Source organism: Rhizobium sp. 01N447_2, assembly GCF_056399245.1.
Map to the genome: position 1 here is coordinate 34,666 of NZ_JBFTQY010000047.1, position 14,173 is coordinate 48,838.

Here is a 14,173-nt window from a genome sequence, read left to right on the forward strand (position 1 = left end):
GAATAGGAAGAAAAACCATGTCCCACCCGAAGTTTGTCAGCTTTACCCGCAACGGCCACAGTGGATACGGCGTTCTTGCCGGAGATGGAATCATTGACCTTTCCGCCCGCCATGGCACGAAGTGGCCAACGCTACGCGAGGTGATTGCCGACGGCGTGCTGCTGAAGCTCGCTGAGGAAGCGGCGGGCTTGGAGCCCGATTTCCCGGTGTCGGACATCCGCTACGAAATCCCTGTTCCCGCCCCGGAGAAGATCATCTGCGTCGGCGTGAACTTCCCCGACCGCAACGAGGAATATAAGGATGGGCAGGCAGCGCCTTCCAATCCCTCCCTGTTCACTCGCTTTCCGCGCTCCTTCACCGGCCACGATCAGCCGCTGATCCGACCGCCGGAAAGCCCGCAGCTCGACTACGAAGGTGAAATCGTCATCATCATCGGCAAGACCGGCCGGCGCATTCCCGAGGCTGAGGCACTATCCCACATCGCGGCGCTGTCTCTGTGCAATGAGGGCACGATCCGCGACTGGGTCCGCCACGCCAAGTTCAACGTCACCCAGGGCAAGAACTTCGACCGCACCGGCTCGATCGGCCCCTGGCTGATCCCGTTCACGCACGAGGCGCAGATCGCCGACATCAGGCTCGAAACCCGCGTCAACGGAGACGTCCGCCAGAGCGACCGCACCAGCCGGATGATCTTTTCCTTTCGCAAGATCATCAACTACATCTCGACCTTCACTACGCTGGTTCCCGGCGATGTGATCGTCACCGGCACGCCAACCGGTGCCGGTGCCCGCTTCGATCCGCCGATCTGGCTGAAGCCGGGCGATGTCGTCGAGGTCGAGGCCGATGGTATCGGCATCTTGCGCAACACGATCACAGACGAGGTTTGACCATGTTGACACCCGATGAGATCCGCCAAGCGGCCGAAAGGCTTGACATCGCAGAGCGGACACGCGTCCAGACCGGTCTTTTGTCGCTGCAGTACCCCGGCATGACGATGGGCGACGCCTATGCTGTGCAGTCGGCCTGGGTCAAGAAGAAGGTCGCTTCCGGTCGCAAGGTGATCGGCTGGAAGATTGGCCTTACCTCCAAGGCGATGCAGTATGCGCTGAATATCGACATTCCCGATTCCGGCGTCCTGTTCGACGACATGATATTCGAGGACGGCGAGACGGTTCCGCAGGATCGTTTTATCCAGCCACGCATCGAGGCGGAAATCGCCTTCATCATGAAGGCGCCGTTGAAGGGCCCAAACGCCACGGTCTTCGACGTGCTCAATGCCACCGACTATGTGACGCCGGCGCTGGAAATTCTCGATACGCGGATCCTGCGTGTCGATCCGGAAACGAAGAAGGCCCGGACCATCGTCGACACGATTTCCGACAATGCGGCCAATGCCGGCATCGTGCTCGGCGGACGCATGATGCGACCCGACACTGTCGACATGCGCTGGATGGGCGCAATTGTTAGTCGCAACTCCGAGGTCGAGGAAACCGGTCTGGGTGCCGGAGTTCTCAACCAGCCGGCGCGCGGCGTTGCCTGGCTTGCAAATCGGCTGGCTGATTATGGCGACGGCATCGAGGCGGGCCAGATCGTCCTTGCCGGCTCCTTCATTCGCCCGGTCGAAGCACGTCGCGGCGATACGATCGTTGCCGATTTCGGACCCTACGGCACCGTTAGCAGCTATTTCGCATAGGAGCGATGCCCATGCCGGCGCCAAAAAACACATTCAAGGCGGCCTTGATGGAGAAGCGTCCGCAGATCGGCCTCTGGCTGGCGCTCGCCAACCCCTATGCGGYCGAGGTCTGCGCAGGCGCGGGCTATGACTGGTTGCTGATCGATGGCGAGCATGCGCCGAACGATATCCCTCTGATGATGGCGCAGTTGCAAGCGCTCCGGGGTTCGCCGAGCCATCCGATCATGCGGGCACCGATCGGCGAGGCCTGGATCTTGAAGCAGATCCTCGATATCGGCGCGCAGACGGTGCTGGTGCCGATGATCGAGAGCGGCGACCAGGCAAGAGCCATGGTGCGCGCGGTGCGCTATCCGCCGCACGGCGTGCGAGGCGTCGGGGCAGCGCTTGCCCGAGCTTCGGCATTCAATCGTATTCCCGACTACCTGCAGACCGCCAATGACGAGGTCTGCCTGCTGCTGCAGATCGAAAGCCGCGCCGGGCTGGCCGCACTCGATGACATCGCCACCACCGACGGCGTCGATGGTGTTTTCATCGGACCGGCCGATCTTGCCGCCGACATGGGCCATCTCGGCAGGCCTGGCGATGCCGAGGTGCAGCAGGCGGTGGAAGCGGCGCTGATCCGTATCCAGTCGCACGGCAAGGCCGCCGGTATCCTGACCGCTGACCAGTCGCTTGCCAACCGCTATGTGGAACTTGGCGCCACCTTCGTCGCCATCGGCAACGATGTCGGCCTCCTGGCAAACGGTGCTTCACGCCAGCTTTCCGATTTTCGGAGTGCTGGAGCGACCACCGCCGGAAGTTTTGACACGGCAAAGGTTTACTAACGCGCGTCGCAATCTATCAGATTCGCTGCCGGCGCTTTAAGTCTTTGGTTGTCCCCATGTCGTGATCGCCGCGCAGTTTTGCGGCACATGCTTAAGACGCCGCTACTCTCCGGATAAGCCCCTGAAGCGCGGCGAGCTGTTCTGCGATCAGCCGCCGTGTCGTGTCGTCAGTAAGCTCGCCCTGCGGCGAGATCTTGCTGGCTGCATCTGCGATCATGATCTCCGGCTTGTTCAGCACCAGTGCATCGAGATAAAGCAGCACCTGTCTCAGATGGTATTGCGCCCGCGCACCGCCGAGCATGCCGACCGAAGCCGTCTGGATAGCGACCGGCTTGCCCGAGAACGGCGGCGGAGACAGCCGTGACAGCCAATCGAGCGCATTCTTCAAAACGCCGGGGATCGAGTAATTGTATTCCGGTGTGACGAACACAACGGCATCCGAAGACCGGATGATCTCGGCCCAGTCAAGTACGATGGCGGGGCAGCCCTGAGACTGAATATCCGCATTGTAGTGAGGAATACTTTCCATGCCGTCCAGCGGGTGGAAAGAGATCCCGGTTGGCGCAAGCGTCGAAAATTCCCGCGCGATCGCCGCATTGAACGATCCTTGGCGAAGACTTCCGCAGATTACCGCGATGCTGATTGTATCGGTCATTTTCCCTCGTTTTCATTCATTTGTCAGCGATGACATTGCCTGTTTCGCGCCTCTTGCGCGAACGATGATGTTCGTATAAAGAACATATATGTTCAATTAACGGATAATGTAAAGGAGGATCATCGAATGGAGGTTCGCGTTGTCAGGCTCGGTCATGTTGGCCTCACAGTCAGGGATATCGATCGCACGATCGATTTCTATTCGACGTATCTGGGTATGCGTCTGACGGAAAAGTTCGAATATCCGGAAGAGAAGATCGGCCATGGCGTGGCCGTCGCCGCGGGAGCCTTCCTGCGCTGTGACGTCACTCATCATGAAATGTCGATCTTCCGGATGCGCCGCGACATTCTCGCCGCCGATGCACCGGATGCGCCGCGCTATGGTTTCGGACTGCACCATATCGCGTTTGAGCTGAATACGCCGGAAGACCTGAAAGGGCTCTTCAAGAAGATGCGGGACGGGGGCGTCGAGATCGTCAACAGCCGCAAAGGCGGACCCGGCAACCAGCCGCGCTTCTATGCCCGCGACCCCGACGGCAATCTGCTGGAATTCTACTGGGGCATCGACAAGATCGGCTGGGAAGGCGCATCGCGCGCATACGACCCGATCGAGGAAATCGACCTCCTCAACTTCGATTTCGAAGCCTATGTCGACCGGCGCGAACGTGATGCAGCCGAGGCACGCAAGGGCATTCGCTCCGGTCTCAACACCTGACAACTGAACAGARGGGCCTCAACGCGATGATGCGCATCTTCAATCGGTCAGTTGAGGCCTTTCATGATCTCCGCGGCCGCCTCGAGGAGCGGCTTTTGCACCGACAAAAGCAAATGGGCACGCGTACTTGGCACAAGAACGCCAAGGCTTGCTTCGCAGCGCCCGTTCTTTTCGAGAAGGGGCGCGGCGATCCCGTGAACGCCCATCTGCAGCTCGTCATGAGAAATGGAGCAGCCATCGGCCTTCGTCGTTTCGATCCGTGCAAGGGCCGCAACCGGGTCGTCGGTTTTCTTCAGGATACGAGTGATCGCTTTTTCGCCCTGGAACGCCAGGATAGACCAGCCGCTGKCTCCTTTGTAGAGCGGGTGGCGCGAACCGGGACTGTGTTCGACGCGCACCAGATGCCGCTGGCCGACGGCCTGGTCGATGACGACGGCCTCCCAATTGTCCAGCCCGTGCAGAACGACAGTCTCGCCTATTTCCGCCGCCAGTCTCTGCATGACGGGTTTGGCGACGCTGCGCAGATCCGTGCCGGTCTGTCGTGCAAGACTGAAGACGGCAGGCCCGACGATATAGCCCTCGTCGCTTCGGCGGACATAAGCGCGTTGCGCCAGCGTCACGAGCAGACGATGGGCCACCGTGCGGTTGATGTCGCACATTCGCGCCACGTCGGACGCGCTGACGGGCCCCTGCCCCGCCACCGTTTCGAGAACGGTCAGCATCTGGTCTCCCGTCGATGAGATTTCCGCCAATTTCAACTCCTGTGAAGGTCGAGCCGCCCGTTCCGCTGCGTAGGTCATACCGGTTTCTGGCCGGAAATGATCAGAAGACTACTACTTCGACACCGTTTTTGTAGCAAGCGGATCATTGACGAGTATCGCACAATATGATCTAAATACGAACATAAATGTTCAAATAACGGAACAAAAAAATGAAACTCGTCAGTTACGATGAAAATGGCACCCCACGCTTTGGCGCCCTCTGTGGCGATCGTGTGATCGACCTTGCCGGCGCCAGTGAACTTTACGCCGCAGACGACGAGACGATCGAAATCATCCCTTCACGCATCGAGACGTTCTTCGAGGAGCCGGATGTTTTCTCTGAATCGGCGCGTGCAGTCATCGCTCGTTTCGAAGCGGACCACATTGCGAACGATGCGATCTCGAAGCTGCGTTCGGACGTGAAGTTGCTGCCGCCGATCGGCCGCCCGCCCAAGATCATCTGCGTAGCGCGCAATTACGCTGAGCACGCCAAGGAAGCCGGCCTCGAAATCTCACCGATTCCGATCATCTTCGCGCGCTTCGCCAACACCTTTGTCGCTGACGGCGGCCCGGTCATCGTGCCGTCTGTCTCCACCCATCTCGATTGGGAAGGCGAGCTGGCCATCATCATCGGCAAAAATACCAATGGTCGCCGCCTGAAAAAGGAAGAGGCCATGGACTACGTCTTCGGCTACTCCATCTTCAACGACGTGACCGTGCGCGACTATCAGTTCCGGGTTACCCAATACACGGCGGGCAAGAACTTCCGCGCCTCCGGACCTTTCGGTCCGGTGATCGTCACGGCCGACGAGATTGCAGATCCGCACAAGCTTGACATCCGCACGACGCTGAACGGCGAAGTGATGCAATTCGCCAACACCGAAACGATGATCTACGACATTCCGACGATCCTCGAGCACATTTCCGACTTCATCGATCTGGAAGCGGGCGATGTGATCCCGACGGGGACGCCGGCCGGTGTCGGCTTCAAGCGCAAGCCACCGATCTTTCTGAAACATGGAGACCGGATCACCGTTGAAATCCCCGGTATCGGCACGCTGTCGAACCCCGTTATCGATGAAGGAACTGCGTAATGGGACAGGACGTCTTCGAACGTGGCCTCGATATTCGCAAGGCGGTGCTGGGCGCGGCCTATGTCGAGAAATCGCTAGACGCGGCCGATGATTTCAACCGTGACTTCCAGAATCTCGTCACGGAGTATTGCTGGGGCGCCGGCTGGGGGCGCACCGCGCTCAGTCTGCGCGACAAAAGCCTGCTGAACCTGGTCATGCTCGGCGCGCTCAACCGGAGCACGGAGTTCAAGCTGCACCTGAAAGGTGCGCTGACGAACGGCTGCAGCCGGGACGAAATCAAGGACACGCTTATCCAACTCGCCATCTATGCCGGCATACCGGCCGGTGTGGAGGCATTTCGCCTGGCCCGTGAAGTCTTCGCCGAGATCGAGGCCGCCGAATGATCATCTGACGCCAGGCACCGGATGGCAGACCGAACAGACCACTAACCCCCAAGAGGGCACCGCCTATGAAAATGCGTGAAGCCAGAGTTCAGCGGGAAGGCCGGCTGTCCGCATGGATTGCCGCGAGCCGGAGGTCGCGCTGATGGCCATTGCAACGGCGAGCCCGATCGTCCGCTTCAGCGGTGTCTCCAAGAACTATGGAATCTACCAGGCCATCGACGGGATCGATCTCGATATTGTGCCGGGCGAGTTCATCACGTTTCTAGGCCCGTCGGGATCGGGCAAGACCACGACGCTGATGATGCTGGCCGGGTTCGAAACGCCGAGCGAAGGCACAATCGAGATGGATGGACGCCGCATCGAGAGGCTGCCGGCACACAAACGCAACATTGGTGTTGTCTTTCAAAATTACGCGCTCTTTCCGCATATGTCGGTGCGCGACAATCTGGCTTTTCCGCTCAGCGTGCGCCGGGTGGAGGCCGCAGACATTCGAAGCCGGGTGGATGCTGCGCTGGCCATGGTGCATCTGGAAGGGTTGGGCGACCGCAAGCCGGTGCAGCTGTCCGGCGGACAGCAACAGCGCGTGGCGCTTGCTCGCGCCATCATCTTCAAGCCGCGCCTGATCGTTCTCGACGAACCGCTCGGCGCGCTCGACAAAAATCTGCGCGAGCACTTGCAGGCGGAACTGAAGGCGCTCCACCGCGACCTCGGCACGACCATGGTGTTCGTCACCCACGATCAATCCGAGGCCCTGACGCTCTCCGACCGRGTCGCCGTATTCAACAAGGGACGGATCGAGCAGATAGACACCCCGGAAGCTCTCTATGAACGGCCTGCGACACCTTTCGTCGCCTCCTTCATCGGCGAGAACAACATGCTGCCGGGCCGTATTGAAGCCAAGGACGGCGATGAGGTTGCGATCCGTTTCGCAGGCGGAGGCCTGTTGCGGGCTCGGTGCCAGACTTCGTGCAGGTCCGGCGACGAAATCATCCTCAGCATCCGACCGGAAAACATTCGCCGTGCGTCAGCCGATGCCGGCCAGCACGTCTCCGCCGCTGTCATCGACATCGTCTATCTCGGTGACCAGAGGCGCATCCTCGTCGAGGCCGACGGCATCGGCCGGCTGGTCTTCAAGACGAGTGCTGGCGGCGAAAAGCCGATCGCGCAAGGAGAGCGGATCGACATCGAACTCTCGGCCGGCGCCTGCCGGGTCCTGCCGAAGGAATAGGCATGGCGACAACCGGTCACCGGTGCCGTGCGATCTCAAGTGTGAAAACGAACCTAAAAACAAGGGGAATGCCAACATGAAACAAATAGTCCATCTGGCCGCACTGGCGGCCGCACTTGCCTTACCTGGGATGGCCGCTGCGCGTGACCTTACCATTGTGTCCTGGGGTGGGATCTTTCAAGACGCGCAGCGTGACGTGTTCTTCACGCCGTTCAAGACGGAAACCAAGGCGCCGCTTTCAGAAGACAGCTGGGATGGTGGCGTCGGCGTATTGCGCTCCAAGGCCCAGGCTGGCGACAGCAACACCTGGGATCTTGTCGAGGTAGAGGCGGAAGAGCTGACGATAGGCTGCGAGGAGGGCCTGTTCGAGGTCCTCGATCCCGCAAAGTTCGGTGGCGCGGAGAAATACCTTCCGGGCACGGCATCGGAGTGCGGTGTTCCGGCCAACATCTTCAGCATCGCGGTTGCCTATGACGGCGAAAAGTTCGCCAATGGTCCGAAAAGTTGGGCCGACTTCTGGGATGTGAAGAAATTTCCGGGCAAGCGCGCGCTGCGCAGCGGTCCGAAGATGAATCTCGAATTCGCGCTGATGGCCGATGGCGTTGCTGCAAACAAGGTCTATGAAACGCTGGCAACGCCTGAGGGCGTCGATCGCGCCTTCGCCAAACTCGACGCGCTGAAGCCTAATATCGTCTGGTGGACCTCTGGAAATCAGCCGATGCAACTGCTGGGCTCGGGCGAAGTGTCCATGACCACTTCCTACAATGGCCGCATTCCCGCAGCCAACGCTGCAGACAAGCGCAACTTCAAGATCATGTGGCCAGGCGCGATGCTGAACGTCGACAGCTGGGTCATCATGAAAGGCTCGCCCAATGCCGACAGCGCCTACAAGCTGATCGAATTCATGGCCAAGCCCGCCGTGCAGGCCAATTGGCCGGCCAAGCTGAACTACGGTGTCGGTGTTACCGAGGCACAGAAGCTGGTGCCTGCAGAACTCGCAGCAAACCTACCGACGGCACCGGAAAATCTGGCAGCCTCCATCACGCTCGATGCCGGCTTCTGGGTCAACCATATCGACCAGTTGACCGAGCGCTTCTCCGCCTGGGCAGCGAAGTAAACGCGAGGCCCCCTGGCACGTCCAGAGCCCGGGGGCTTTCCATACGGCAAAGAGGCTCCTTGTCCCGGAGCTGCCTTCCGGCCATTCCCTTGCAACAGAAGCAGCCGATGCCATGAGCGAGACGACGACTACCGGGTTTTCCATCAAGGCTGCGGGCCTCTTCCTCGTCCTGCCGCTTGTTCTGTTTTTGCTGGCAGTGTTCTTCGTGCCGCTGGCAGGAATGTTACGGCTGTCGATAGAGGATAGGGACCTGTCCAGCGTCATGCCTTTGACGGCGGAGGCGATAAAGCGATGGGATGGAACCGGCCTGCCGGCACCGGCTGTCTACGACGCGGTTGCATTGGATTTGATGGCTGCCAAGAAGACACGCACCGCAGGGGTCGCAGCAAGACGGCTCAACTACGATACTCCCTCGCTGCGCACCGTTATCACCGCGACAGTGCGCAGCCTGCCGGAAACAGCCGGCACCGGAACCGACTGGGCGGCGGAACTGCCCGTCATCGACCCGGCTTGGGGCAGGCCCGAGATTTGGCAGGCAATCGCCCGGGCACGAGGACCATGGAGTGATTTCTATCTGCTCTCTGCCTTCGACCTGCGCCGTGACCCCGCCGGCCGCCTCCACGCGGCGCGGGATGAAGGCGGCCTCTATGTCGATGTCTTGATCCGCACCTTCACCATTGCCTTCACCGTCACGGTCATCTGCATCGTCCTTGCCCTGCCGGCCGCTTTTCTGTTGATGTCGACCGGTGCCGGCGTATCCAGCCTGCTGATGATCGTCCTGCTGCTGCCCCTGTGGACCTCCGTTCTGGTGCGCTCTGCCGCCTGGATGGTGATCCTGCAGAAGAATGGGCTCATCAATACGCTGCTCATCAACATCGGCCTGATCGGACAGCCGCTGGAACTGATCTACAATCGGACGGGCGTGCTGATCGCGCTGACCCATATTCTCCTGCCCTATGCAGTTCTGCCGATCCTCGGCGCGATGCGCAACGTTCCCAGAAACCAGACGCTGGCGGCGAACTCGCTTGGCGCCGGCCCGCTCAGAACCTTCTTCTCCGTCTACCTGCCTCAAATCCTGCCGGGCATTTCCGCTGGTGGACTTCTCGTCTTCATTCTTTCACTCGGCTACTACATCACCCCCCTGCTTCTCGGCGGTGCGGGCGATCAGTTGCTGCCCTACTACATCGCGTTCAACACCACCCAGACCGTCAACTGGGGCCTTGCTGCCGCGCTTGGCTCCGTACTGCTGGCTGCGACTTTCCTGCTCTACGCGGCCTATATCCGGCTGGTCGGCGTCCAGCGCATCGGATTGGGATAGGAGCCCGTCATGACCGACAGCACATATTGGTGGAAACTAGCGGGCAGGACATTTGGCTTCATCGTCTTGCTTTTCCTGATCGCACCGATCATTGCGATCATCCCGCTTTCCTTCAACACGTCGAGCATTCTCGCCTATCCGCTGGAGGGCTTCTCGTTCAAATGGTACGCTAAGTTCTTCGCCGACCCGCGCTGGTGGATCGCCATCAAAAACAGCCTGATTGTCGGGACCGCGACCGTCTGCATCGCCACGCCACTCGGCACGTTGGCAGGGCTCGGGCTGTCCATCTCCAGCTTTCGCGGTAAGTCCTTCCTCATCGCGAGCTTCATGTCGCCGATGATCGTTCCGACGGTGATCACCGCCGTCGGCATCTATTTCCTCTTCTCGCGGCTTGGCCTCGCCAACAGCCTGACTGGACTGGTGCTCGCCCATACAGCCCTTGCCGTGCCCTTCGTGGTGATCACCGTCAGCGCCTCGCTGAGCCAGCTTGACCGAGTGTTGTTGCGGGCATCCGCCAGCCTTGGCGCCGGCGGGCTGACGACCTTCCGGCGCGTGACCATGCCATTGATCATGCCCGGTATCGTTTCGGGCGCAATCTTTGCCTTCACCACATCCTTTGACGAGGTGGTGGTAGCAATCCTGCTCACCGGCCCCGACCAACGCACCCTGCCGCGCGAACTGCTAAGCGGCACGCGCGAGAACCTCGACCCGACGGTCATGGCCGTGGCAACACTCTTGATTACGCTGTCGGTCATCCTGCTTCTGGTTTTCACCGCCCTTCAGCAGCGTGGCAACAGGCTGATCGACAAGGACAAATAGGTGATCTGACAGAGCCCCGTTCAAGCATTTACCTCATCCCCAGTTCCAGTCGCGAGGGGAGTCGATTGGGCCTCCCCAGCATCGGCGAGAACGGGTTTGCTCGTTCACTATTTTTGAACAGTTTGCCGCCTTGTGTTTCGGATTTGATCACGAATTTGTGTTGCCTCGCCACAGATAGTACACTTGTTAAATAAAATGGGCGCTTATAGCGTGCCGACCGATAATCTTGATCCGGCTTCGGGGAAATACAACCATGATGAAGCAGCTTCTGTTGACGACTGTCGGCGTGCCGTTTTTTCTCGGCATGGCCGTTGCGTTGGCCTCGATGGTGTTTCCAGCCAGGCGCGGGTTCATCATCGCCCTGCTGATCCCGCTGGCTGCTGTTGTCATCCACTTGATGCTCGAAGGTATGCCGGTGCTTCCTCCCGTTTCCGCAAAGCAGAAGCTCCCGATAATTCTGCTCTTCGGCGCCGGCATCTTTGCGATCCCGGCACTTGTGCGCAGGCCGCTTCCGGTGGCGGTCAGCACGATGCTGGTTGGCGTCGCGCTCGCCCTGTCAGGCTGGTTGCTGGGCAAGAACGTGCTCGTTGCCAATTCCACCAAATCCATCGTCGTTCTCGCCGTGTTTGTGGTCACGACCGCCGCGATCGGCCCAGCGATCGCAAAGCCGGCCGGTGCTCGCCGCGGGGAGCCATCGGCGTTGGCGACTGCGTTGCTTAGCGTTTCCATCGCGGCTGCGCTTTCGGCCGCGTTAGGCGCGTTCGTCGGCATGGCTCAAATCGATGGTGCGCTTGCGGCGCTCACCAGCGGCTGGCTGCTGGTCAACTATATCAGCTATTTCAGGGGCGACGACCATGCGCTCGCACTGCGCGGTTTCGAGGGGCTTGCCTTTGCCGCCGTGATCTCGGTGCATTTGATTATGACAGCACTCTTTGCGCCGAAGGCGGCGCCCGCCGCAATCATATTCGCGGTTCTCCCCCTTGTCGTCGGCGCTTTCATTCTTCTCGGAGGCATCGCTTTCCATCGCCTTCCGCGGTTCCTTCGACCCATTGCTGCCGGCATTGCCACCGCGGTTCCGGCCACCATCGCCATCACCATCGCCGCCGTCCTCTTTCAGGGATGAACATTCGACCCAGGACGGGCCGGCCCAATCAAAGGAGAGTACCAATGAAATTCGCAGCTCTAGTCKCGGCCCTGACCGGCGCGCTTTTTGCAGGATCTGCTTTTGCAGCAGATACTTATGATGTTGACCCGACTCACGCTTGGGTCTCGTTCAAGATMAATCATGCCGGCTGGTCGAATGCCCACGGGATCTTCAAGACCGTTGGGGGCACGATCTCCTTCGACAAGGAAGACATTGCGAAAAGCTCGATCTCGCTGAAGCTCGATGCCAACAGCATCGACACGAACTTCGATCAGCGTGATTCCGACCTGAAGAGCCCCGATTTCCTCAATGTCGAGGAATTTCCCGATGTCACCTTCACCAGCACGAAGATCGAAAAGACCGGTGACAAGACCGCCATGGTCACCGGCGACCTGTCGCTTGCCGGCGCCGTCAAGCCGGTCACCCTGGATGTCGTCTGGAATGCCGAGTCTCCGCTTCCCTGGGATGCCAAGACCGTCAAGACCGGTTTCTCCGCCACAGGCAAGTTCAACGGCCTGGATTTCGGCTTGAAGAAACTTACGGATTTCGGCCTCGGTCCGGACCTTGCGCTCGACATCGATATCGAAGCCATCAAGAAGTAACGAAATTCTTCTTGGATTTTACCGAAAGCCGCTGGGATGCGCATCCCGGCGGCCTGCTTCGTCCCGCGAAGGTCGCCGCATTCATGGAAATGACGGCGCTCCTTCGCAGCCCCCTCTCCAGGCCAGACACCGTGCAAGGCTGCAAGAACATCAGCAAGGACATGTAATGAAACTGACCCGAAGAACCGTATTGGCATTCACCACAGCAGCAACGCTGGCGGGCAGCGCTGCTGTTTCACAGGCGGCAAATTCCAAGGCGACAGAGACACGAGGTCTTGATGACCTCTATAAGGCAGCCCTGAAGGAAGGTGGCCGCGTGATCGTCTATGCGGGCGGCGACACGCCCGGCCAGCAGGACGGCATAAAGAAGGCCTTTGAAACACGCTTTCCGGGCGTCACACTGGACGTGGTCGTAGACTACAGCAAGTTCCACGAGGCCCGCATCGACAACCAGGTCGCGACCGGCAAGCACGTTGCCGACGTCATCCAGATCCAGACCCTGCAGAACTTCCCTCGCTGGAAGGCGGAAGGCATTTTGATGCCCTACAAGCCCATCGGCTGGGACAAGGTCTATGCAAAATTCCGCGATCCGGATGGCGCCTATACGGGCGTGTTTGTTGATGCGTTTTCGAATGTGGTCAATTCGAAGCTCATGCCGGATGAAAAAACCTGGCCACGCGAAGCCAAGGATTACCTCCGCCCTGAATTCAAGGGCAAGCTGGTTCTGACCTATCCCACCGACGATGACGCCGTGCTCTTCTGGTTCAAGCAGGTCGTCGACAAATACGGCTGGGATTATGTCGAGGCGCTAGCGAAGCAGGAGCCGATTTATGTGCGTGGCACGCAGGCTCCGGCAGACATGGTGGAAAGCGGCGCTGCAACCGCGACCTTCTCCACCGACGGCGGTCTGGTGCCATTCGACGGCACGGTCTCCCGTTTTGTGCTGCCCAAGGAAGATCCTTTTGTCGCATGGCCACAGCAAGCCGCAATCCTGAAGGGCGCTCCGCATCCCGAGGCAGCCAAGCTTTATCTCAGCTGGCTGCTGGACAAGGACACCCAGAAAAACGTCTGGTACATGTGGTCAGTGCGCACGGATGTGGCCCCGCCGGCGGGCTACAAGCGGATCTGGGAATATAGCAACGGCGATCCGACCGCCTTTGGTCGTTTCCTTTCAGACCGGGGAGCCGTGGAGCGCTTCCGCGCGCAGATCGGTCTCTATCTCGGTGAATCCAAGGGCGAACCCTCTCCCGGCCACCCTGGCCTCTACCCGGAAAAAGCCCTTCCGCACTGAACGGCTATATCGCCATCAGGAGACAAACCTCCGACCTCGTCGTTCCGCTGGACCGAGAGGCCTCCGCTGAGCGCCTTGAAACGCATCTGAACCGACGACCCGCAATCCCGATCGTGTGGGATAATCCTAATTTATGGAACTTTAAGGCGATGAAGCCTGCCGACAGACATTGCTCCATCGCCTTTGTTATGCGCCGCCACCTGTCCAATTTTGCCGGTTGGCGATCAGATCGTCCACCACTGCCGGATCGGCAAGCGTCGAAGTGTCGCCGAGAGCACCAAAATCGTCTTCGGCAATCTTGCGCAGGATGCGGCGCATGATCTTGCCGGAGCGTGTCTTCGGCAGGCCGGGCGCAAACTGGATCTTGTCAGGCGCAGCAATCGGGCCGATTTCAGCACGAACATGTTTCACCAGATCCTGGCGAAGCGCGTCTGATCCCTCGTGGCCGGCCATCAACGTCACATAGCAATAAATGCCCTGACCCTTGATCGGATGCGGGTAACCGACGACCGCGGCTTCCGAGACCAGAT

General features: G+C 59.8%; 17 protein-coding genes. 14 read left to right on the forward strand and 3 right to left on the reverse strand.

Annotated elements, in window-relative coordinates; genetic code table 11:
* Positions 1 to 17: 17 nt before the first annotated feature.
* The 3 genes from AC1ECN_RS25995 to hpaI are packed head-to-tail and all read left to right on the forward strand — an operon-like array spanning position 18 to position 2,517.
* Positions 18 to 887 carry a fumarylacetoacetate hydrolase family protein gene (locus AC1ECN_RS25995; RefSeq protein WP_130665046.1) on the forward strand — a complete coding sequence of 290 codons (870 nt, stop codon included), beginning with the start codon at positions 18 to 20 and terminating at the stop codon, positions 885 to 887.
* Between the two features lie 2 nt (positions 888 to 889).
* On the forward strand, positions 890 to 1,693 hold the full coding sequence (gene hpaH / locus AC1ECN_RS26000; protein WP_018073561.1) for a 2-oxo-hept-4-ene-1,7-dioate hydratase: 804 nt from the start codon (positions 890 to 892) through the stop codon (positions 1,691 to 1,693).
* Between the two features lie 11 nt (positions 1,694 to 1,704).
* Positions 1,705 to 2,517: a 4-hydroxy-2-oxoheptanedioate aldolase gene (hpaI, locus tag AC1ECN_RS26005; RefSeq protein WP_477954514.1), complete on the forward strand. Its 813-nt coding sequence runs from the start codon at positions 1,705 to 1,707 to the stop codon at positions 2,515 to 2,517.
* Positions 2,518 to 2,608: 91 nt separating this feature from the next.
* Here the strand turns inward: hpaI and AC1ECN_RS26010 are convergent, their stop codons facing one another.
* On the reverse strand, positions 2,609 to 3,172 hold the full coding sequence (locus tag AC1ECN_RS26010; protein ID WP_130665047.1) for an NADPH-dependent FMN reductase: 564 nt from the start codon (positions 3,170 to 3,172) through the stop codon (positions 2,609 to 2,611).
* A 126-nt stretch (positions 3,173 to 3,298) separates the two neighbouring features.
* Between AC1ECN_RS26010 and AC1ECN_RS26015 the strand changes: the two genes are divergently transcribed.
* Entirely contained in the window at positions 3,299 to 3,886 is a 588-nt protein-coding gene (locus AC1ECN_RS26015) for a VOC family protein (protein ID WP_003577030.1), read from the forward strand.
* A 47-nt stretch (positions 3,887 to 3,933) separates the two neighbouring features.
* Here AC1ECN_RS26015 and AC1ECN_RS26020 read toward each other — a convergent pair whose 3' ends face one another.
* Positions 3,934 to 4,638, reverse strand: a complete 705-nt coding sequence (locus tag AC1ECN_RS26020; protein WP_477954516.1) for an IclR family transcriptional regulator — start codon at positions 4,636 to 4,638, stop codon at positions 3,934 to 3,936.
* Between the two features lie 179 nt (positions 4,639 to 4,817).
* Here AC1ECN_RS26020 and AC1ECN_RS26025 point away from each other — a divergent pair, with 179 nt between their 5' ends.
* From AC1ECN_RS26025 to AC1ECN_RS26070, 10 genes are all read left to right on the forward strand, one after another.
* Positions 4,818 to 5,741 (forward strand): fumarylacetoacetate hydrolase family protein, encoded by a 924-nt coding sequence (locus tag AC1ECN_RS26025; RefSeq protein ID WP_024323655.1) that lies wholly within the window; start codon positions 4,818 to 4,820, stop codon positions 5,739 to 5,741.
* Entirely contained in the window at positions 5,741 to 6,124 is a 384-nt protein-coding gene (locus tag AC1ECN_RS26030; RefSeq protein ID WP_003577023.1) for a carboxymuconolactone decarboxylase family protein, read from the forward strand. The genes AC1ECN_RS26025 and AC1ECN_RS26030 overlap by 1 nt, the downstream gene beginning before the upstream one ends.
* A 112-nt stretch (positions 6,125 to 6,236) precedes the next feature.
* Positions 6,237 to 7,352, forward strand: a complete 1,116-nt coding sequence (locus AC1ECN_RS26035) for an ABC transporter ATP-binding protein (protein WP_050574289.1) — start codon at positions 6,237 to 6,239, stop codon at positions 7,350 to 7,352.
* Positions 7,353 to 7,428: 76 nt separating this feature from the next.
* Positions 7,429 to 8,469 carry an ABC transporter substrate-binding protein gene (locus AC1ECN_RS26040; protein ID WP_024323657.1) on the forward strand — a complete coding sequence of 347 codons (1,041 nt, stop codon included), beginning with the start codon at positions 7,429 to 7,431 and terminating at the stop codon, positions 8,467 to 8,469.
* 112 nt (positions 8,470 to 8,581) lie between these two features.
* Positions 8,582 to 9,787, forward strand: a complete 1,206-nt coding sequence (locus tag AC1ECN_RS26045; RefSeq protein WP_024323658.1) for an ABC transporter permease — start codon at positions 8,582 to 8,584, stop codon at positions 9,785 to 9,787.
* Between the two features lie 9 nt (positions 9,788 to 9,796).
* Positions 9,797 to 10,606 carry an ABC transporter permease gene (locus tag AC1ECN_RS26050; RefSeq protein ID WP_024323659.1) on the forward strand — a complete coding sequence of 270 codons (810 nt, stop codon included), beginning with the start codon at positions 9,797 to 9,799 and terminating at the stop codon, positions 10,604 to 10,606.
* Between the two features lie 253 nt (positions 10,607 to 10,859).
* Positions 10,860 to 11,729 (forward strand): hypothetical protein, encoded by an 870-nt coding sequence (locus AC1ECN_RS26055; protein WP_163861974.1) that lies wholly within the window; start codon positions 10,860 to 10,862, stop codon positions 11,727 to 11,729.
* A 44-nt stretch (positions 11,730 to 11,773) separates the two neighbouring features.
* A complete protein-coding gene (locus AC1ECN_RS26060; protein ID WP_477954520.1) occupies positions 11,774 to 12,352 on the forward strand; it encodes a YceI family protein in 579 nt (192 codons plus the stop codon).
* A gap of 11 nt (positions 12,353 to 12,363) precedes the next feature.
* Positions 12,364 to 12,519: a hypothetical protein gene (locus AC1ECN_RS26065; RefSeq protein ID WP_204329801.1), complete on the forward strand. Its 156-nt coding sequence runs from the start codon at positions 12,364 to 12,366 to the stop codon at positions 12,517 to 12,519.
* A gap of 149 nt (positions 12,520 to 12,668) precedes the next feature.
* A complete protein-coding gene (locus tag AC1ECN_RS26070; protein WP_245278459.1) occupies positions 12,669 to 13,643 on the forward strand; it encodes an ABC transporter substrate-binding protein in 975 nt (324 codons plus the stop codon).
* 186 nt (positions 13,644 to 13,829) lie between these two features.
* Here AC1ECN_RS26070 and AC1ECN_RS26075 read toward each other — a convergent pair.
* Positions 13,830 to 14,173 (reverse strand): AMP-binding enzyme (locus AC1ECN_RS26075; protein WP_477954522.1); only part of this gene is annotated, 344 nt, incomplete at its 5' end.